Annotated in this window: 18 protein-coding genes, 2 tRNA genes and 3 pseudogenes; 19 read left to right on the forward strand and 4 right to left on the reverse strand. The window is 63.3% G+C overall.

All coding sequences use genetic code 11. The annotated features are described in order from the left end of the window. Positions 1-122 (reverse strand): FAD-dependent oxidoreductase (locus tag C7411_RS36130; protein WP_116603302.1); only part of this gene is annotated, 122 nt, incomplete at its 3' end. Positions 123-298: 176 nt separating this feature from the next. Here C7411_RS36130 and C7411_RS36135 point away from each other — a divergent pair. Then, positions 299-1,078 (forward strand): SDR family oxidoreductase, encoded by a 780-nt coding sequence (locus C7411_RS36135; RefSeq protein WP_042264611.1) that lies wholly within the window; start codon positions 299-301, stop codon positions 1,076-1,078. 65 nt (positions 1,079-1,143) lie between these two features. Continuing rightward, positions 1,144-1,584, forward strand: coding sequence for an acyl-CoA thioesterase (locus C7411_RS36140; protein WP_110388940.1), 441 nt, complete (start codon positions 1,144-1,146; stop codon positions 1,582-1,584). 36 nt (positions 1,585-1,620) lie between these two features. Here C7411_RS36140 and C7411_RS36145 read toward each other — a convergent pair whose 3' ends face one another. Beyond that, complete coding sequence (locus C7411_RS36145) at positions 1,621-2,193, reverse strand: LuxR C-terminal-related transcriptional regulator (RefSeq protein ID WP_110388941.1); 573 nt, start codon at positions 2,191-2,193, stop codon at positions 1,621-1,623. Between the two features lie 252 nt (positions 2,194-2,445). Between C7411_RS36145 and C7411_RS36150 the strand changes: the two genes are divergently transcribed. The 15 genes from C7411_RS36150 to C7411_RS36220 all read left to right on the forward strand — a co-directional run bounded on the left by C7411_RS36150 (position 2,446) and on the right by C7411_RS36220 (position 16,482). Next, on the forward strand, positions 2,446-3,165 hold the full coding sequence (locus tag C7411_RS36150) for a CoA transferase subunit A (RefSeq protein ID WP_110388942.1): 720 nt from the start codon (positions 2,446-2,448) through the stop codon (positions 3,163-3,165). Between the two features lie 15 nt (positions 3,166-3,180). Next, positions 3,181-3,822 (forward strand): CoA transferase subunit B, encoded by a 642-nt coding sequence (locus C7411_RS36155; protein ID WP_110388943.1) that lies wholly within the window; start codon positions 3,181-3,183, stop codon positions 3,820-3,822. 159 nt (positions 3,823-3,981) lie between these two features. Next, positions 3,982-4,875 carry an alpha/beta fold hydrolase gene (locus C7411_RS36160; RefSeq protein WP_110388944.1) on the forward strand — a complete coding sequence of 298 codons (894 nt, stop codon included), beginning with the start codon at positions 3,982-3,984 and terminating at the stop codon, positions 4,873-4,875. A gap of 95 nt (positions 4,876-4,970) precedes the next feature. Continuing rightward, on the forward strand, positions 4,971-5,324 hold the full coding sequence (locus C7411_RS36165) for a RidA family protein (RefSeq protein ID WP_110388945.1): 354 nt from the start codon (positions 4,971-4,973) through the stop codon (positions 5,322-5,324). Between the two features lie 88 nt (positions 5,325-5,412). Continuing rightward, positions 5,413-7,662, forward strand: a complete 2,250-nt coding sequence (locus C7411_RS36170; protein ID WP_110388946.1) for a RelA/SpoT family protein — start codon at positions 5,413-5,415, stop codon at positions 7,660-7,662. Between the two features lie 98 nt (positions 7,663-7,760). Further along, a tRNA-Val gene (locus C7411_RS36175) sits at positions 7,761-7,837 on the forward strand. 275 nt (positions 7,838-8,112) lie between these two features. Further along, positions 8,113-10,020 carry a threonine--tRNA ligase gene (gene thrS / locus C7411_RS36180; protein WP_110388948.1) on the forward strand — a complete coding sequence of 636 codons (1,908 nt, stop codon included), beginning with the start codon at positions 8,113-8,115 and terminating at the stop codon, positions 10,018-10,020. Positions 10,021-10,070: 50 nt separating this feature from the next. Further along, entirely contained in the window at positions 10,071-10,592 is a 522-nt protein-coding gene (gene infC / locus C7411_RS36185; protein ID WP_110388949.1) for a translation initiation factor IF-3, read from the forward strand. 292 nt (positions 10,593-10,884) lie between these two features. Next, entirely contained in the window at positions 10,885-11,082 is a 198-nt protein-coding gene (gene rpmI / locus C7411_RS36190) for a 50S ribosomal protein L35 (RefSeq protein WP_004191477.1), read from the forward strand. 30 nt (positions 11,083-11,112) lie between these two features. Further along, positions 11,113-11,472 (forward strand): 50S ribosomal protein L20, encoded by a 360-nt coding sequence (gene rplT / locus C7411_RS36195; protein ID WP_004192938.1) that lies wholly within the window; start codon positions 11,113-11,115, stop codon positions 11,470-11,472. A 223-nt stretch (positions 11,473-11,695) separates the two neighbouring features. Then, the gene (gene pheS, locus C7411_RS36200; protein WP_165822972.1) at positions 11,696-12,709 is read left to right on the forward strand and encodes a phenylalanine--tRNA ligase subunit alpha; all 1,014 of its coding nucleotides are present in this window, start codon (positions 11,696-11,698) and stop codon (positions 12,707-12,709) included. Between the two features lie 109 nt (positions 12,710-12,818). After that, positions 12,819-15,284: a phenylalanine--tRNA ligase subunit beta gene (gene pheT, locus C7411_RS36205; RefSeq protein WP_110388951.1), complete on the forward strand. Its 2,466-nt coding sequence runs from the start codon at positions 12,819-12,821 to the stop codon at positions 15,282-15,284. Between the two features lie 91 nt (positions 15,285-15,375). Continuing rightward, positions 15,376-15,786: an integration host factor subunit alpha gene (locus C7411_RS36210; RefSeq protein ID WP_028204248.1), complete on the forward strand. Its 411-nt coding sequence runs from the start codon at positions 15,376-15,378 to the stop codon at positions 15,784-15,786. Positions 15,787-15,913: 127 nt separating this feature from the next. Next, on the forward strand, positions 15,914-16,312 hold the full coding sequence (locus C7411_RS36215; protein WP_110388952.1) for a MerR family transcriptional regulator: 399 nt from the start codon (positions 15,914-15,916) through the stop codon (positions 16,310-16,312). Positions 16,313-16,405: 93 nt separating this feature from the next. Continuing rightward, positions 16,406-16,482: transfer RNA gene (locus C7411_RS36220), tRNA-Pro, on the forward strand. 621 nt (positions 16,483-17,103) lie between these two features. Here the strand turns inward: C7411_RS36220 and C7411_RS36230 are convergent. Then, on the reverse strand, positions 17,104-17,274 hold the full coding sequence (locus C7411_RS36230) for a hypothetical protein (RefSeq protein WP_207786587.1): 171 nt from the start codon (positions 17,272-17,274) through the stop codon (positions 17,104-17,106). A gap of 19 nt (positions 17,275-17,293) precedes the next feature. Between C7411_RS36230 and C7411_RS37930 the strand changes: the two are divergent. Together C7411_RS37930 and C7411_RS37935 are read left to right on the forward strand one after the other, a co-directional pair. Continuing rightward, a pseudogene (locus tag C7411_RS37930) lies at positions 17,294-17,539 on the forward strand (chromosome partitioning protein ParB); the annotation flags it as partial. Positions 17,540-17,621: 82 nt separating this feature from the next. Then, a pseudogene (locus C7411_RS37935) lies at positions 17,622-18,338 on the forward strand (DUF3363 domain-containing protein); the annotation flags it as partial. Positions 18,339-18,344: 6 nt separating this feature from the next. On the opposite strand, the pseudogene C7411_RS36245 reads toward C7411_RS37935, so the two are convergent. Continuing rightward, positions 18,345-18,479 (reverse strand): annotated as a pseudogene (locus C7411_RS36245) (IS5/IS1182 family transposase); the annotation flags it as partial.

Raw genomic sequence — 18,479 nt, forward strand, 5'->3', positions numbered from 1 at the left:
GCGGCCTGCTGCTTCAGGCGGATCGCGGCCGACAGCCCGGCCGGGCCGCCGCCGACGATCACCACGTCGTATTCCATCGACTCGCGTGGGCCGTATTGCTCTAAAAGACTTGCGGGGGTCATCAATGCTCCTCTTGCCATTAGAATGCTTTTTTCGGGTTCGTATTGTCGGGTAACGTTCCCCGTGCCGCAACCCAACAGGCTAACATTAGCACGACCGTTCTATTCTATGGCGTCGGGTTTGGCGTGCCGCTCACGCCGTGTTCTGGCGCTTATACACTTCTGAACAGGAACCGGAAATGGGCCGTTCGATCAATCTGGAAGGCAAGGTTGCGATGATCACGGGGGCCTCCAGCGGGCTCGGCAAGCGCTTCGCCCAGGTGCTCTCGCAGGCGGGCGCAAAAGTCGTGCTGGCAAGCCGCCGCGTGGAGCGGCTCAAGGAGTTGCGTGCCGAAATCGAGGCGAACGGGGGCGCGGCTCACGTCGTTTCGCTCGACGTGACCGACTACCAGAGCATCCGCTCGGCGGTTGCGCACGCGGAAACCGAGGCGGGGACCATCGACATCCTCGTCAACAATTCGGGCGTCTCCACGACCCAAAAGCTCGCGGACGTCACGCCTGCCGACTTCGAATACGTGTTCGACACCAACACGCGCGGGGCCTTTTTCGTGGCCCAGGAGGTCGCCAAACGCATGATCATGCGCGGCAACGGCGGCGGCCCGAAGCCGGCGTACCGCATCATCAATATTGCTTCGGTGGCGGGCCTGCGCGTGTTGCCGCAGATCGGCCTGTACGCGATCAGCAAGGCCGCGGTCGTGCATATGACGAAGGCGATGGCGCTCGAGTGGGGCCGCCACGGCATCAACGTGAACGCGATCTGCCCGGGCTACATCGACACCGAGATCAACCACCACCACTGGTCGACGGAGCAGGGGCAAAAGCTCGTCTCGATGCTGCCGCGCCACCGCGTGGGCAAACCCGAAGACCTGGACGGCCTGCTGCTGCTGCTCGCCGCCGACGAGTCGTCGTTCATCAACGGTTCGATCATCACCGCCGACGACGGCTTCGGGCTCACCTGAACTGAGGCGAGTCCGGCCGCCGGCCGGCATGCCGTTTTTTCGCAACAAGACGAAGTAGAAGTGCAATGAGCGACTACCACCCCGTATTTGAAATGACCATGCCGATCCGTTGGGGCGACATGGACGCGTTCGGCCATGTGAACAACACGGTCTACTTCCGCTACATGGAGCAGGTGCGGATTTCCTGGTTCGAGCATCTGGGCGTGGCCGCGGAGAGCGGCGACGGGCAGGGGCCCGTGATCGTCAACGCCTCGATGGAATTCCTCAAGCAGCTGCATTACCCCGGCGACATCGTCTGCACGATGACGGTCGGCCAGCCGGGCCGCAGCAGCTTCGATACCGGTTTCGAACTGCGCCGCGCCGACGAGCCCGATACGCTCTACGCACGCGGCAACGCGCGCTGTGTGTGGATCGACTACGCGGCAGGCAAATCGGTGCCGATTCCCGGCATGCTGCGCGCCACCATCGAGCATGCGGGACTCGTCAAGTCCAACCGGGTAGGCTGAGCGCCGATGTGCCGCGCGCTGCGAGGCAGCGAGCCCTTACTGGCCGAGCAGCCGCTGCAGCAGCTCGGTGGCGTTGCCGGTGTCGTACTTGCGCATGAGGCGCGCGCGATAGACATCGACGGTGCGCGGGCTGATCTCGAGAATTCTGCCGATTTGCTTGCTGGTCTTGCCGGTGACAAGCTGCGCGGCGATCTCGCGCTCGCGCGGCGTGAGTTCGATGGCCACGCGCCGTGTCGCGCTCAGGTCTTCAAACGTCCAGACGCCCGCCGCGTGCGGCTCCGCGCGATCGAGCGAGCGCCCCGTGACGTGGCACCAGAAGAGTTCGCCATTGGCGCGCTTCATGATGCGGTCGTCGGCGTAACTGCCTTGCGCCGTCATGATGGGCGGAATGCGTGCGCCAATGCGCTCGAATTCGTCCGCTGAAGGGTAGAGCACCTGGAACGACTGGCCGATCAGCGCCTCGCGTGCGCAGCCGAAGATGGCGGCGACCTGGTCGTTGCAATCGACGATGGTGCGCTCGCGCGCAAGCACGAGGCCGATGGGCGCGAGATGGAATGCGGTCTGGTAGTCGAGAGCGGAGCGTTCGACGCTTTGGGTGGGAGCAGCCATGGCGTGCGGGTATTGCTTTATGTAGTTTTGCGTATTGTGCCGCAACAGGGGGCCAGCGTACGCTTTGCACCCATCGGAGGGGCAGTTTTCGAGGCTCGCGCGGCTCGTTTGGCCCCGCGCGCGCTGCCCGGCCGGGCTGCCGGCTTCACGGCAACGCCACCGGGGCATGACTAGAATTGAACATCCGGACGCGCTCGACGTCCGCGCGACAAACCGGATTGGCGGATTTCCATTCGAGGAAGGGACACACTGATGAACAAGGTCTATCAAAGCGCGGCTGCCGCGCTCGAGGGCATCGTCAAGGACGGCCAGACATTCGCGGTTGGCGGCTTTGGTCTGTGCGGCATCCCCGAAGCCCTGATCGGCGCATTGCGCGATACGGGCGTGAAGGGCATCACCTGCATCAGCAACAATGCGGGCGTGGACGGCTTCGGCCTCGGCCTGCTGCTGGAGACGCGCCAGATCAAGAAAATGATCTCGTCCTATGTCGGCGAGAACAAGGAATTCGAGCGCCAGTATCTGTCGGGCGAGCTCGAACTCGAATTCACGCCGCAAGGCACGCTGGCCGAAAAGCTGCGCGCGGGCGGCGCCGGCATTCCGGCGTTCTTCACGAATACCGGCTTCGGCACGCTGATCGCCGAAGGTAAGGAAACGCGCCAGTTCGGCGACAAGCACTACGTGCTCGAGCATTCGCTCACGGCAGACGTCGCGCTCGTGAAGGCGTGGAAGGCCGACAAGTCGGGCAACCTGATCTATCGCCGCACGGCCCGCAACTTCAACCCGATGTGCGCGATGGCCGGCAGGATCACGGTGGCGGAAGTGGAGGAGATCGTCGAGAACGGCGAGCTCGATCCGGACGCCATCCACACGCCGGGTATCTTCGTGCAGCGCATCGTGCTCAACGCACACCCGGAAAAGCGCATCGAACAACGTACCGTGCGCGCCGCATCGAGCAACCCGGCGGGCAACTGAGGAAGGAGACCGACCATGGCATGGAATCGTGACGAAATGGCCGCGCGCGCGGCGAAAGAACTGCAGGACGGCTTCTACGTGAACCTCGGCATTGGCCTGCCCACGCTGGTTGCCAACCACGTGCCCGCGGGCATGGAAGTGTGGCTGCAGTCGGAAAACGGCCTGCTCGGCATCGGCCCCTTCCCGACCGAGGACGAAGTGGACGCCGACATGATCAACGCCGGCAAGCAGACCGTGACGACGCTGGCGGGCTCGTCGATTTTTTCGTCGGCGGACTCGTTCGCGATGATTCGCGGCGGCCACATCAACCTCGCGATCCTCGGCGCCATGCAGGTGAGCGAGAAGGGCGACCTGGCCAACTGGATGATCCCCGGCAAGATGATCAAGGGCATGGGCGGCGCGATGGACCTCGTGGCGGGCGTTGGCCGCGTGGTCGTGCTGATGGAGCACGTCGCGAAGGGCGACCAGCACAAGATTCTCGAAGCCTGCACGCTGCCGCTCACGGGTGTCGGCGTGGTCGATCTCATCATCACCGACCTCGGCGTATTGGAAGTGAGCGACGCGGGTCTGAAGGTGACCGAACTCGCACCGGGCGTGACGGTGGACGAGATCAAGGCGAAGACCGGCGCGCCGCTCGATGTGAGCGCCGTGGGCTGAACGTCGTAGCGTAAGCACGATTTGCGGCGGGCGGGACTTCGGTCTCGCCCGTTGCGTTTTTGCGTACGGTTTGCGCGCGGCTTGACCGACGATGCCGTGCGGCAAAGCCGTTTACAATCGGCCGAAAGCCTTGATGCGCCTTCGAGCGAGGATTCCGCGATGACCGAGTCGACCGCAGTGCCGCGCCAGCAATACGTCCAGTGTCTCAGTCCCGCGGGTCTGCACCGCATCGCGTACACCGAATGGGGCGACCCCGCCAACCCGCGCGTACTCGTGTGCGTGCACGGACTCACGCGCTCGGGGCGCGACTTCGACCGTTTTGCTGCTGCGATGGCCGACGAATACCGCGTCGTGTGCCCGGACGTGGCCGGGCGCGGTCTCTCGTCGTGGTTGCTCGACCCGCGCGGCTACGCTGTCGCGCAGTACGTGGCGGACATGGTCACCTTGATCGCGCGCACGGGCGTGGAAAAGGTGGACTGGTTCGGCACCTCGATGGGCGGCCTGATCGGCATGGCGCTCGCGGGGCTGCCGGGCACGCCCATTGGCCGCCTGCTGCTCAACGACATCGGGCCGCATATCGAACCTGCGTCGCTCGCACGCATCGGCGAGTACGTGGGGCTTGGCGGGTCTTTCGCTACGCTTCAGGAAGGCATCGACAATGCGGCGCTTCTCGCGGCCTCGTTCGGGCCGCTGAGCGCCGAGGACTGGCGCGAGATCAATACGCCGTTGCTGCATGAAGCAGACGGCCAGTGGCGCTACCGGTACGACCCGCGCATTGCGGAACCCTTCAAGTCGATCACGCCCGAGCAGAACGAAGCGGGCGAGCAGTTCCTGTGGCGCTCGCTCGCTGCGTTCGAAGGGTTTGTGCTCGTCGTGCGCGGCGCGCTTTCGGACCTGCTTTCGCGTGAAACGGTCGCGAAGATGGTCGCGACCGGGCGCCATGTGTCGAGCGTCGAAATCGAAGGCGCAGGGCACGCGCCGGCCTTCCTCGCGCCCGACCAGATCGCGATCGCACGCCGATTCTTCGACGGCGAGGCCCTTCGCGCGTCATAATATGAGATTGGCCGGCATATTCCGGTGTGCGCAGATGCACGCTGTAACGTGCCAGCCCGGAAGTCGACCGGTTTTCACTTCTCACAGGAATTCTCATGGCAGTCATTCGTCACCACGTTGGCCCGCGTCTTTCGGAAACCGCCATTCACAATGGCACCGTCTACCTGGCTGGCCAGATCGCCGAAGACACCAGGCAGGACATCGGCGGGCAGATGCGCGAGGTGCTCGGCCACATCGACCGCCTGCTGGGCGAGGCGAACAGCGACAAGTCGCTGCTTCTCTCGGTGCAGATCTATATCGCCGACATGAAGGATTTCCCCGGCATGAACGCCGAGTGGGACAAGTGGGTCGCGCAAGGCGCGACGCCGCCGCGCGCGACGGTCGAAGCGAAGCTCGCGAATCCGGAATGCCTCGTCGAGGTCGTCGTGGTGGCTGCGCAGCGTGATTGAGCACGATTGAGCGCGAGTCGTTCAGTCGGCGCAGCTGGTTTGATCCTTTTCGTTGTCGCCCGTCCGGCAAGCCGGCGGGCATCGTCTCATGAGTAGCGACACCGTTCCTCCCGCTCCTGCGGTTTCCGCCGATACCGGCGTGCTGCCGTCGCTCGACGACGCGCTGGCGTTCGTGCGCGAGCACGCCGGTGACGCACGTCTTTCCACGGGCGAGCCGCTCATCGAGCATGCGCGGGGCACGGCATCCATCATGAGCCGGCTCAACGTCGATCCGCCTGCGGTGCTCGCCGCGGCGCTTTTCAATCTCGCGCCGCATCTCGACGATCCGGAAGGCGCGCTCGAAGCGCGTTTCGGCGCGGAGGTCGCGAAGCTCGTGTTCGACGTGCGCAAGCTGTTGCGGCTTGGCACCGTGAGCCTGCGCGCGGCGCATCAGGCCGTGCCCGAAGCGGGCCGCGAAGGGCGCGACGCCCAGGCCGCGCGGCGTGCGCAGGTCGAGTCGCTGCGCAAGATGCTGCTGGCGTTTGCGCAGGACATCCGCGTCGTGCTGATCCGGCTCGCGTCGCGCCTGCAGTCGCTGCGCTTTTATGCGGCGGCGAAAATCACGCCGGCGCCCGAGATCGCGCACGAGACGCTCGAAATCTACGCGCCGCTCGCCAACCGGCTGGGCATCTGGCAACTGAAGTGGGAACTCGAAGACCTCGCGTTCCGCTTCCAGGAGCCCGATACCTACAAGCGCATCGCGAAGCTGCTCGACGAAAAGCGCGTGGAGCGCGAGACCTACGTGTCCGAGGCGATCGCGCGGCTGCAAAGCGAGCTTGCGGCGGCGCATATCCAGGCCGAGGTGAGCGGGCGGCCCAAGCACATCTACAGCATCTGGAAGAAGATGCGCGGCAAGGAGATCGACTTCTCCGAGCTTTACGACGTGCGCGCGTTCCGCGTGATCGTGCCCGACATCAAGGATTGCTACACGGTGCTCGGCATCGTGCACAACCTTTGGCAACCGGTGCCGAAGGAGTTCGACGACTACATCTCGCGGCCCAAGCCCAACGGGTATCGCTCGTTGCACACGGTCGTGATCGGCGACGACGGCCGCGCGTTCGAAGTGCAGATCCGCACGCAGGAGATGCATCAGTTCGCCGAATACGGCGTCGCCGCGCACTGGCGCTACAAGGAAGCCGGTGCGAAGGGCTACGGCGGCCAGTTCAGCGCGAGCAGCAGCTACGACGAGAAGATCGCGTGGCTGCGCCAGCTGCTCGCCTGGAAGGACGATGTGTCGGATGGGCGTCAGCCGTGGGAGCAGTTGCGCCAGGCCACGCTCGACGACGACCACATCTACGTCCTCACGCCCCAGGCGCGCGTGATTGCGTTGCCGCAGGGCGCAACGCCGCTCGACTTCGCCTATCACCTGCACAGCGAACTGGGGCATCGCTGCCGGGGCGCGCGCGTGGACGGTGCGATGGTGCCGCTCAACACCCAGCTTCGCAACGGCCAGACAGTCGAAATCGTCTCGGTGAAAGAGGGCGGCCCGTCGCGCGACTGGCTCAATCCGCAGCTCGGTTATCTGCATAGCCCGCGTGCGCGCCAGAAGGTGCGTGCATGGTTCAACGCGATCGAGGCGCAGGAAAACATCGCCAACGGCCGCGCGATGGTGGAAAAGACGCTGCAGCGCGAGGGCCGCACGTCGGTCAGTCTCGACCAGCTCGCGGCGAAGCTCGGCTTCAGGTCGCCCGACGACCTCTTCAGTGTGGTCGGCAAGGAAGAGTTCAGCCTGCGCAACGTCGAGCACGCGCTGCACGACGCGCCCGCCGCCGCGCCCGAAGAGGAAACGCCCGAGCAGCTCACCAAGCGCGCGAGCGGCGCGAACGTCGCGCACGGCGGGTCGTCGGGCGTGCTCGTGGTCGGTGTGGATGCGCTGCTTACCCAGCTCGCGCGCTGCTGCCGGCCCGCGCCGCCCGACGCGATCAGCGGTTTCGTCACGCGCGGCAAGGGCATGTCGATCCATCGCAGCGACTGCCCGACGTTCCGGCGCATGGCCAGCCGCGCGCCCGAGCGCGTGCTGCACACCACGTGGTCCGCCGACGTGATGGGCGGGCGCGGCCAGTCGGTCTACCCGGTCGATATCTCGATCGAGGCCACCGACCGCCAGGGCTTGCTGCGCGACATCTCCGAAGTGTTCGCGCGCGAGAAGATGAACGTGATCGGCGTGAAGACGCAGTCGCGCCGCAATGCGGCGTACATGCAGTTCACGGTGGAAGTGTCGAATTCGGCACAGATCCAGCGCGCGTGTGTGCTGCTGGGCGAGGTGGGCGGCGTGCAGCGGGCATCGCGCAGGGGCTGAGGGGATAAAGGCGGTGGACAAACGCGGCGGACAAAGATTGCCGCGCTGCAAAAAATGCTTGCCAAGTCTGCGGCTGCTTCATATAATCTTTCTTCTTCAGGCTCGTAGCTCAGCTGGTTAGAGCACCACCTTGACATGGTGGGGGTCGTTGGTTCGAGTCCAATCGAGCCTACCAACGGAATCGAGGCTGCGGCGGTTGTTTCGCCGAGGCTTCAAGTGCAGGAAAAAGCGCTCTGCGCTCAAGGCGACTACGGTTATGACACCGCGAACGTTTACCGAAACTGTTTCGGAGCGACGCTAGTCGAGGACCTCTTTCGCCCCTGCAGTCTGGTTTGAAAAGTGAATGCGGCCCCTCGAAAGCGGGGCCGCATTTTTTTTCGCTGCGAAGTTTTCCGCGGTCTGTTCCCACGAACAATACGATGTGCCCTCGCGGCACTTCTGGAGAAAAACATGGTTGCGATACGTCTGCCCGACGGTTCGGTTCGACAGTACGATCATCCCGTCACGGTCGCCGAAGTGGCGGCTTCGATTGGCCCCGGCCTCGCCAAGGCGGCGCTCGGCGGCAAGCTCGACGGCGAACTGGTCGACACGTCGACGCTGATCGATCGTGACGCATCGCTCGCCATCGTCACGGACAAGGATGCCGACGGCCTCGACATCATCCGTCACTCCACGGCGCACTTGCTCGCGTACGCGGTGAAGGAGCTGTATCCGGAGGCGCAGGTCACGATCGGGCCGGTCATCGACAACGGTTTCTATTACGACTTCGCCTACAACCGTCCCTTCACGCCCGAAGATCTCGAAAAGATCGAAAAGCGCATGCAGGAACTCGCGAAGAAGGACGAGCCGGTGTCGCGCCGCGTCGTCACGCGCGGCGAAGCCGTCGACTACTTCAAGAGCATCGGCGAGAAGTACAAGGCCGAGATCATCGAGTCGATTCCGGGCGCGGAAGAGATCAAGCTGTACTCGCACGGCGGCTTCACGGACCTGTGCCGCGGCCCCCACGTGCCGTCCACGGGCAAGCTCAAGGTCTTCAAGCTCATGAAGGTCGCGGGCGCCTACTGGCGCGGCGACTCGAAGAACGAGCAGCTGCAGCGCATCTACGGCACGGCCTGGACGAAGAAGGAAGACCAGGACCAGTACCTTCACATGCTCGAAGAGGCCGAAAAGCGCGACCACCGCAAGCTCGGCAAGCAGCTCGACCTGTTCCACATGCAGGACGAGTCGCCGGGCATGGTGTTCTGGCACCCGAAGGGCTGGACGCTCTGGCAGCAGGTCGAGCAGTACATGCGCGGCCGCCTGCGCGTGGCCGGCTACGACGAAATCAAGACGCCGATGATCATGGACCGCTCGCTCTGGGAAGCGTCGGGTCACTGGCAGAACTATCGTGAAAACATGTTCACGACGGAGTCGGAAAAGCGCGACTACGCGATCAAGCCGATGAACTGCCCGGGCCACGTCCAGGTGTTCAACCACGGCCTGCGCTCGTATCGCGATCTGCCCCTGCGTTACGCGGAATTCGGCTCGTGCCACCGCAACGAGGCTTCGGGTGCGCTGCACGGCCTCATGCGCGTGCGCGGCTTCGTCCAGGACGATGCGCACATTTTCTGTACGGAAGACCAGATCATCAGCGAGTCGATCGCCTTCAACACGCTGGCGATGAGCATCTACAAGGATTTCGGGTTCGATCACATCGACATCAAGCTTTCGCTGCGCCCGGATTCGCGCGCGGGGACGGATGAAACGTGGGATCGGGCCGAGCAGGGCCTGCGCGAGGCGCTTACGGCCTGCGGCCTGCAGTGGGAAGAACTGCCGGGCGAGGGCGCGTTCTACGGTCCGAAGGTCGAGTACCACATCAAGGACGCGCTGGGCCGCTCGTGGCAGTGCGGCACGCTGCAGCTCGACATGGTCCTGCCGGAGCGCCTTGGCGCGGAGTACGTGGCCGAAGACAACAGCCGCCGCCGCCCGATCATGCTGCACCGCGCCATCCTCGGTTCGATGGAGCGTTTCCTCGGGATTCTGATCGAGCACCATGCCGGCGCCATGCCGCCATGGCTCGCTCCGGTGCAGGCCGTTGTGATGAATATCGCGGAAAGTCAGGCCGAATACGCCGCAAATCTGGTCCAATCGTTGCAAAAACAAGGGCTTAGAGTCGTGGCCGATTTGCGCAACGAGAAAATTAGCTATAAAATACGCGAGCACACGCTTGAGAAGGTCCCGTACCTGCTTGTCGTCGGCGACAAGGAGCGTGAAGCGCAAACGGTAGCCGTGCGTGCCCGTGGCGGTGTCGATCTGGGTGTCATGCCCGTCGAGGCCTTTACCGCGCGTCTTGCGGAAGACGTCAAGACGTTCAAGTAAGCCACTGCGGCAGCGCGGCTCGTTTTTTTAATTTTTAGAGGAAACGTAACATCGCTACGGATAAGTCGCATCGCATCAACGGTGAAATCACTGCACCCGAGGTGCGTCTCGTCGGAATCGAGAACGAGCCGCTTGGCATCGTAAAGCTGGCCGATGCGTTCCGCATGTCGGAACAGCAGGATGTCGATCTGGTTGAAATTGCTCCTCAGGCGGTGCCTCCCGTATGCCGCTTGATGGATTACGGCAAGTTCAAGTACCAGGAGTCGAAGAAGCAGCACGAGGCCAAGCTCAAGCAGAAGGTCATCCAGGTCAAGGAAGTCAAGTTCCGCCCGGGTACCGACGACGGCGATTACAACGTCAAGCTGCGCAATCTCATCCGCTTCCTCGATGAAGGCGACAAGACGAAGATCACGTTGCGTTTCCGCGGCCGCGAAATGGCCCACCAGGAAATCGGTATGCGCATGCTCGAACGTCTGCGCACCGACCTCGAAGAAGTCGGTCAGGTCGAGCAAATGCCGAAGATGGAAGGGCGCCAGATGATCATGGTGCTCTCGCCCAGGAAGAAGAAGTAATTGGCGTGCCGCGCGGCGCAGTCTGCGCGGCAGTCAAAGTCAGTTTTCAATGATGTCTTCGGCGCCGTGGTGCGCGGAAGACGGCAAGCAGGTTCCGGAACGGCGCCCGCGCGCTGCACGTGAAGTGCGGCAAACGGGCGCTTTTCCTGAAAGCGGCGGCGAGCTTGTTTTTCAAAAGCCAGCCAGTCGCCAAAACAAGTGGAGTGGGTTTCGAAGGGCGGAGTCCCGGCAAGGTGTGCGAACACTGCGCCAACCGCACACCCACGTCCATCAAATAATGGAGTTGTCTGTCATGCCGAAGATGAAGACCAAGAAGAGCGCTGCAAAGCGCTTCGTGGTTCGTCCGGGCGGTACCGTCAAGCGCGGTCAAGCCTTCAAGCGTCACATCCTGACCAAGAAGACCACCAAGAACAAGCGTCATCTGCGTGGTGCAACGGCCGTTCACGATTCCGATCTGAACTCCGTGCGCGCAATGCTGCCGTTCGCGTAATCCTCAACCGATAACTCATAGGAGCGAAACATGCCTCGAGTCAAACGTGGGGTTACCGCACGGGCCCGCCACAAGAAGATCATCAACCTGGCCAAGGGTTACCGCGGCCGTCGCAATAACGTCTATCGCATCGCCAAGCAGGCGGTCATGCGCGCGGGCCAGTACGCCTACCGCGACCGCCGCAACAAGAAGCGTGTGTTCCGCGCACTGTGGATCACGCGTATCAACGCGGCGGTGCGTCAGCACGACATGACCTACAGCGTGTTCATCAACGGCCTGAAGAAGGCTTCGATCGAACTCGACCGCAAGGTTCTGGCTGACATGGCTGTGTTCGACAAGGCTGCATTTGCTGCGATCGTCAAGCAGGTGAAGGCCGCCGTCGCTGCCTGATAGCAGGTATTGCGCAGGTTCGTTGCAGCAGACATTCCGGTAGTCCCGGTGATGCTGCAACAAAAACGGGGCTCCTCACCGAGCCCCGTTTTTGTTGGTAATTACGCTTCCTGCGCCGCTTCATGGAGTGTCTTCGCACCGTCATTGCCAGGCGTCATCATGGCGTGCCGCGAGCGCGGAGAGGCTCCAAGTCTCAAACTCTGACGCTGAAAAGATGGGATCAATGGATCTGGACCAGATTGTCGCCGACGCGCAAAGCGCGTTCGCTGGCGCCCCCGACGTCAACACGCTTGAAAACGAAAAGGCCCGCTTTCTCGGCAAGTCCGGCGCGCTGACCGAACTGCTCAAGGGCCTCGGCAAGCTCGACGCGCAAGCGCGCAAGACCGAAGGCGCACGCATCAACGCCGTCAAGCAGCAAGTGGAAGCTGCGCTTAATGCGCGCCGCCAGGCGCTCGCGGACGCGCTGCTGAACCAGCGTCTCGCCGCCGAGGCGATCGACGTCACGCTGCCGGGCCGCGGCCCGGGCACGGGCAGCCTGCACCCCGTGATGCAGACGTGGGAACGCGTCGAGCGCATTTTCGGCTCGATCGGCTTCGACGTGGCCGACGGTCCCGAGATCGAAACCGACTGGTACAACTTCACCTCGCTCAACAGCCCGGAAAACCATCCGGCGCGTTCCATGCAGGACACGTTCTACGTGGACGGCAAGGACGCCGACGGCCGTCAGCTTTTGTTGCGCACGCACACGAGCCCGATGCAGGTGCGCTACGCGCGCACGCACACGCCGCCCATCAAGGTGATCGTGCCGGGCCGGACGTATCGCGTGGACAGCGACGCCACGCACTCGCCGATGTTCAACCAGGTCGAAGGCCTGTGGATCGAGGAGAACATCAGCTTCGCAGACCTGAAGGGTGTCTACACCGACTTCCTCAAGAAGTTCTTCGAACGTGACGACATTCAGGTGCGCTTCCGCCCGTCGTACTTCCCGTTCACGGAGCCGTCGGCCGAAATCGACATGATGTTCGAGCAGGGCAAGAACGCCGGCAAGTGGCTCGAGATCTCGGGCTCGGGCCAGGTGCATCCGACCGTGATCCGCAACATGGGCCTCGACCCGGAGCGCTATATCGGCTTTGCGTTCGGCAGCGGCCTCGAACGCCTGACGATGCTGCGTTATGGCGTGCAGGACCTGCGCCTGTTCTTCGAGGGCGATCTGCGCTTCTTGCGTCAGTTCGCGTAACGCGGCGACGCATTCGCTTGCAGCGCGCGAGGCGGACGCGGCACCTGAAGAGGGTGCGCGAGAACCCGCCTCAAGCGACGGTCACAATCTGTCTGGAACGTAAAACCACATGCTATTCCCCGAATCCTGGCTGAGAAGCTTTGTCGATCCGAAGCTCACGACCGATGAACTGGCCCACGCGCTCACCATGGCCGGCCTCGAAGTCGAAGGCCTGAGCCCGGCGGCGCCGCCCACCACGAAGATCGTCGTGGGCCGCGTGCTCGAAGTCGTGAAGCACCCGGACGCGGACAAGCTCAACGTCACGCAGGTCGATGCCGGCACCGGCGCGACGCTGCAGATCGTCTGCGGCGCGCCCAACGTCGCGCCCGGCATCAAGGTGCCCGTGGCGCTCGTGGGCGCCGAGCTGCCGCCCGCAGAAGAGGGCGGCAAGCCTTTCGCGATCAAGCTCTCGAAGCTGCGTGGCGTGGAAAGCCAGGGCATGCTGTGCTCGGCGCGCGAACTGAAGCTCTCGGAAGACCATAGCGGTCTGATGATCCTGCCGGAAGATACGCCGGTCGGCCAGGACATCCGCGAAGCGCTGAACCTCGACGACACCCTCTTCGAAATCAAGCTCACGCCGAACAAGGCCGATTGCCTTTCGGTCTACGGCATTGCGCGCGAAACGGCTGCGATCACCGGCGCGCCGCTGCAGGCGCCCGTGTATCCGAAGGTCGAAGTCAAGCTCGACGGACCGAACGCCCGGCTGCCCGTGAAGATCTCGGCGCCGGACCTGTGCGGCCGTTTCTCGGGCCGCGTGATCCGCGGCGTGAACGCGCGCGCGAAAACGCCGATGTGGATGGTCGAGCGCCTCGAGCGTTCGGGCCAGCGCAGCATCTCGGCGCTCGTCGACATTTCGAACTACGTCATGCTCGAACTCGGCCGCCCATCGCACGTGTTCGATCTCGACAAGATCCACGGCGCGATGGACGTGCGCTGGGGCAAGAAGGGCGAGACGCTCAAGCTGCTCAACGGCAATACCGTGGAAGTCGATGAAACCGTCGGCGTGATCGCCGACGACCGCGAGATCGAAAGCCTCGCGGGCATCATGGGCGGCGACAGCACGGCCGTGACGCTCGACACCACGAACATCTATCTCGAAGCCGCATTCTGGTGGCCGGACAGCATTCGCGGCCGCTCGCGCCGCTACAACTTCTCGACCGATGCAGGCCATCGCTTCGAACGCGGCGTGGACTGGTCGACGACGGTCGAGCACATCGAGCGCATCACGCAGCTGATCCTCGATATCTGCGGCGGTTCAGCCGGCCCGATCGACGATCAAACGGTGAACGTGCCCAAGCGCGAGCCGGTGACGATGCGCGTGGCGCGCGCGAACCGCATCATCGGCGTGAAGATCGGCGCCGACGAGATCGCGCAGATTTTCACGCGCCTCGGTCTCACGTTCACGCGCAGCGTCGACAATGCGGGCGGCGAGAGCTTCAGCGTCACGCCGCCGCCGTACCGCTTCGACATCGAGATCGAAGAGGACCTGATCGAAGAAGTCGCGCGTATCTATGGCGTCGAAAAGATTCCGGCATTGCCGCCTGTTGCCCGCAGCGAAATGCGCGCGACCCACGAAACGCGCCGTTCGATCCACGCCATCCGCCACGCGCTCGCCGCACGCGACTACGCCGAGACGATCAACTTCAGCTTCGTCGATGCCGAATGGGAACAGGATTTCGCGGGCAACGCGAATCCCGTGAAGCTGCTGAACCCGATCGCGAGCCAGCTCTCGGTCATGCGCACGACGCTGTTCGGCAGCCTCATCAACGTGCTGCGTCACAATCTGAATCGCCGTGCCGACCGTGTGCGCGTGTTCGAGGCGGGCCGCGTGTTCCTGCACGATCCGTCGATCAAGGCGAGCGAAATGACGGTGGAAGGTTTCGCACAACCGAAGATGATCGGCGCGCTCGCGTACGGTCCCGCGCTCGATGAGCAGTGGGGCGCGCAAACGCGCGGCGTGGACTTCTTCGACGTGAAGGGCGACCTCGAAGCATTGTTCGCACCGCTCGGCGCCGCGAAAACGCCGCGCTTCGTGAAGGCAGAACACCCGGCGCTGCACCCGGGACGTAGCGCGCGCATCGAAGTGGATGGCCGTGCCGTGGGCTGGATTGGCGAGCTGCATCCGCGCTGGATGCAGAAGTACGACCTGCCGCACGCACCGATGCTCTTCGAGGTCGAAGCCGACGCACTGATGGCGCGCGAGCTGCCCACGCCTGGCGAAGTCTCGAAATTTCCGCCGGTCCGCCGCGACATCGCTCTTGTCGTCGATCAAAAGATCGAGGTGCAAGCGTTGCTCGACGAGTTCCAGAAGGGCATGCAAGACGAGGCTTGCCGGATTGTGCAGAGGGTTGCGCTCTTCGATGAATTTCGTGCAAAATCAAATACTTCCGGACTTGGCGCGGACGAGAAAAGCCTTGCCTTCCGGGTGACCCTGCAAGATACTGGCGGAACCCTTCAGGACGAAACGGTCGATGCGGCCATCAAGTCCCTGGTGGATCGCCTGGCTCGAGTGTATGGCGCCCGGTTGCGCGGATAAGCTCCTTGGCTCATCACGTACCGACATCGGCTTCCGGTTTGCGAGGTAGCAAGTCAACCCCGCAACCGGCAGCGCGCCATCTCATAGATAGATGAACGAAATGAACTCGAGTGATTTCGAAGCCCTACTTGCGGCACAGCGTAGCGCCATGATTCGCGACATTCCTGCCTCGTCGGCAAGCGCCACGAACGACACGCCCACGCTGACGAAAGCCGAACTCGCTGAGCTGCTGTTCGACAACGTCGGTCTGAACAAACGCGAAGCGAAAGACATGGTCGAAGCCTTCTTCGAAGTGATTCGCGACGCGCTTGAAAGCGGCGACAGCGTGAAGCTGTCCGGCTTCGGCAATTTTCAGTTGCGCGACAAGCCGCAACGACCCGGCCGTAACCCGAAGACGGGCGAGGCGATACCCATCGCCGCGCGTCGCGTGGTGACGTTCCATGCGAGCCAGAAGCTGAAGGCGCTCGTGGAGAGCGGCGCCGAGGCGAGCTTCCCGCGTTGATGCGTTGAGGCTGTTTGCCCGCGGCGGTGGCAATATGGCGGGCATGAACGAATAAGTAGAAATAGCGGACTTCAAGGACCCAGGCGGCGACGCCTCATTGCGCAACCACCACGACGGCAAACCGGCGATGACATCGACAAGCGAAAAGGTCGTCTTGCCTCCCATACCCGCCAAGCGCTACTTCACCATTGGCGAGGTGAGCGAGTTGTGCGGCGTGAAGCCTCACGTGCTGCGGTATTGGGAGCAGGAGTTCACGCAGTTGAAGCCGGTGAAGCGGCGCGGCAATCGTCGCTATTACCAGCATCACGAGGTATTGCTGATCCGTCGCATTCGCGAACTGCTTTACGAGCAGGGCTTCACGATCAACGGCGCGCGCAACCGGCTCGATTCGCATGGCGCGGCGGCCGACGAAGCCGGGCAGCCGGAAGCCGCGGGTACGCCGGTTTCCGAAGGCACGACAGCGCTCGTGGATGTCGATCAGCTGCGCAAGGAATTGCTGCACGTGCTCGATGCGCTCGGGCGCTGACGCACGTCTCTGAACGCATGCAAGTGAGTCGTTCACGAATTACGCGCGAAGCGGTTCTAATTGGAGAAACTCTCTGTTATACTTTCTAGCTCTCGGGGCGTAGCGCAGCCTGGTAGCGTACCTGCATGGGGTGCAGGTGGTCGGAGGTTCAAATCCTCTCGCCCCGACCAAGAAAATCAAAGGGTTACGGACGGCAGTCCGTAACCCTTTGTCGTTTTAGGATTTTTTACCCCACTTTTTACCCCACCGCCTTCGCCTTCACTTTTGCATAACGGATGCGGTCAGCGGGTGTGATAGCGACGGGGCGCTACCGACTACGGGCGAGTCGGCCTCATTGCTCTGCGTTGGTCGCGAGCTAGAAATCATTTCTCGCTGTTCGGCGCGACGCGTAGCAGCACACAAGTTGTTTTCGCAACCTGTGTGTGATCGTTCGAATTCTCCGTCTCCGCTAGAAAGGTGGGGGATCCCCGCAGAGTCTAGGCTCTGCGGGGTTTTGTTTTTATACGACCTACAAAACAACCATCAAATGACAGGTGGCTTCCGGCGGATTGCTGAGGTATTGCCACCGGCACCACACGAGACGAGCAGGATCGCCATTGAGTGCTGCACGGTTCGAGACCGGCAAACGGCCAGGGTATCGCTTGCGTCGCAGTTTGGGCGGTGGAAGTAGCGGTTCGATCCGTGCCCACAGATCGTCATCGATGATTGGTGCGGGTGTTCCTTGATCCATTGTCCTAGGCGTCAAAGGTCGCGGGCAACGAACTCTTTGTGTAGAGCGACGTCAAGGCAGCCTAGTCGCCGGTGCGAGCTTCCCAGCCCAGCATTGCCACTTCAGCCACGTCTTCCAGTTCGGTGCGACTCGCGCCGTCGCGGGCAAGGATCGACATGCCGTTCTGCACGGTCTGTATGAAGCGGGCAATCACGTGGACATCGGTTGAGGCCGGCAGCTCGCCCTCGACCATCGCACGACTCAGATGAGACGCCCCGGACGTGCGTGCCGTGGCCGGTGCCATCGTCACGCTCGACCGCGAAGGCGAGGCCGTGATTCATCGCGGCCTGCTGCGCGAGGCCGAAGCGAAGGCACTGCGGACGCTGGAAAAGCTGCGGCAGGGTTTCGGCGCAGGCGAAGGCACGAACGACGAGGAAGGCCACGACGACAAAGCGTCCAAGGCCGCGAGCCTGTCCGACCGGCTGGCGCAGCGGTTGTCGTGCGAGCGCATCCACGCCGCACGTCGCGCAACATCCGGCGATGCTTTCCCCCGTCCAGGCATCTTGCCTTGAACGCGCCCGGCCGGTGGCCGTGGCCCCGTACCGCACCGATCATCACCTGGCTGTCGCCCAGGGCCAAGCCACACCCGACCGCGATCCGCGCGAGGTGGTGGCTGCACACGTCCGGCGGCTCGAAGCCCTGCGCCGTGCCGGCATCGTGGAGCGCGAGGCGGATGGAGTCTGGCGCGTCCCCGGCGACCTGGCCGAACAGGGTCGCCAATACGATGCGCAGCGGCTTGCCGGCGGTGTAGCGGGTGGAGCTGAAATCGCACCTGCCGATCGAGCAGCAGGCCCGTGTGATCGGCGCCACCTGGCTCGATCAGCAGTTGATTGGCGGCGGTAAAGGGCTGAGCGAGCTGGGCTTTGGGGCTGAGGTCAAGGACTCGCTGCGCGAGCGGCCGACTTCCTGGCTAAACAGGGATTAGTCGAGCACCGCGGGCAGCGTGTCGTCTTCGCGCGCAACCTGCTGGCGACGCTGCGCGGGCGTGAGTTGGCGCAGGCTGCGAAGGACATTGCTATCGGAACTGGCCTGAAACATCGGCGGGTGGCCGATGGGCAGCGTGTAGCCGGCATCTATCGGCGCAGCGTCATGCTCGCCAGCGGGCGTTACGCCATGCTCGACGACGGCATGGGATTCAGCCTAGTGCCATGGAAGCCAGTGATCGAACAACGGCTGGGGCAGCAACTCGCCGCGACAGTGCAAGGCAGTCATGTGTCTTGGGCGCTGAGTCGCCGGCGTGGGCTTGAACCTGGCTAAGAGCCGCTAACACAAGTCATCAACGAAGCGCGAACAGATAACGGCGGCGGCAAGGGAGAGCAAAGCGAGATGAATGTCGAGACGACGCTCGAAACGGATGCGCAGTTTGCCGAAACCAGCAAACCAGGCATGAGTACGCTC

The sequence above is a fragment of the Paraburkholderia silvatlantica genome, assembly GCF_003096715.1.
GTDB lineage: Bacteria > Pseudomonadota > Gammaproteobacteria > Burkholderiales > Burkholderiaceae > Paraburkholderia > Paraburkholderia silvatlantica.

Coding starts and splice junctions, on each gene's coding strand:
- C7411_RS36135 (WP_042264611.1), top strand. CDS start 299: ATGGGCCGTTCGATCAATCTGGAAGGCAAGGTTGCGATGATCACGGGG.
- C7411_RS36140 (WP_110388940.1), top strand. CDS start 1,144: ATGAGCGACTACCACCCCGTATTTGAAATGACCATGCCGATCCGTTGG.
- C7411_RS36145 (WP_110388941.1), bottom strand. CDS start 2,193: ATGGCTGCTCCCACCCAAAGCGTCGAACGCTCCGCTCTCGACTACCAG.
- C7411_RS36150 (WP_110388942.1), top strand. CDS start 2,446: ATGAACAAGGTCTATCAAAGCGCGGCTGCCGCGCTCGAGGGCATCGTC.
- C7411_RS36155 (WP_110388943.1), top strand. CDS start 3,181: ATGGCATGGAATCGTGACGAAATGGCCGCGCGCGCGGCGAAAGAACTG.
- C7411_RS36160 (WP_110388944.1), top strand. CDS start 3,982: ATGACCGAGTCGACCGCAGTGCCGCGCCAGCAATACGTCCAGTGTCTC.
- C7411_RS36165 (WP_110388945.1), top strand. CDS start 4,971: ATGGCAGTCATTCGTCACCACGTTGGCCCGCGTCTTTCGGAAACCGCC.
- C7411_RS36170 (WP_110388946.1), top strand. CDS start 5,413: ATGAGTAGCGACACCGTTCCTCCCGCTCCTGCGGTTTCCGCCGATACC.
- thrS (WP_110388948.1), top strand. CDS start 8,113: ATGGTTGCGATACGTCTGCCCGACGGTTCGGTTCGACAGTACGATCAT.
- rpmI (WP_004191477.1), top strand. CDS start 10,885: ATGCCGAAGATGAAGACCAAGAAGAGCGCTGCAAAGCGCTTCGTGGTT.
- rplT (WP_004192938.1), top strand. CDS start 11,113: ATGCCTCGAGTCAAACGTGGGGTTACCGCACGGGCCCGCCACAAGAAG.
- pheS (WP_165822972.1), top strand. CDS start 11,696: ATGGATCTGGACCAGATTGTCGCCGACGCGCAAAGCGCGTTCGCTGGC.
- pheT (WP_110388951.1), top strand. CDS start 12,819: ATGCTATTCCCCGAATCCTGGCTGAGAAGCTTTGTCGATCCGAAGCTC.
- C7411_RS36210 (WP_028204248.1), top strand. CDS start 15,376: ATGAACGAAATGAACTCGAGTGATTTCGAAGCCCTACTTGCGGCACAG.
- C7411_RS36215 (WP_110388952.1), top strand. CDS start 15,914: ATGACATCGACAAGCGAAAAGGTCGTCTTGCCTCCCATACCCGCCAAG.
- C7411_RS36230 (WP_207786587.1), bottom strand. CDS start 17,274: ATGGTCGAGGGCGAGCTGCCGGCCTCAACCGATGTCCACGTGATTGCC.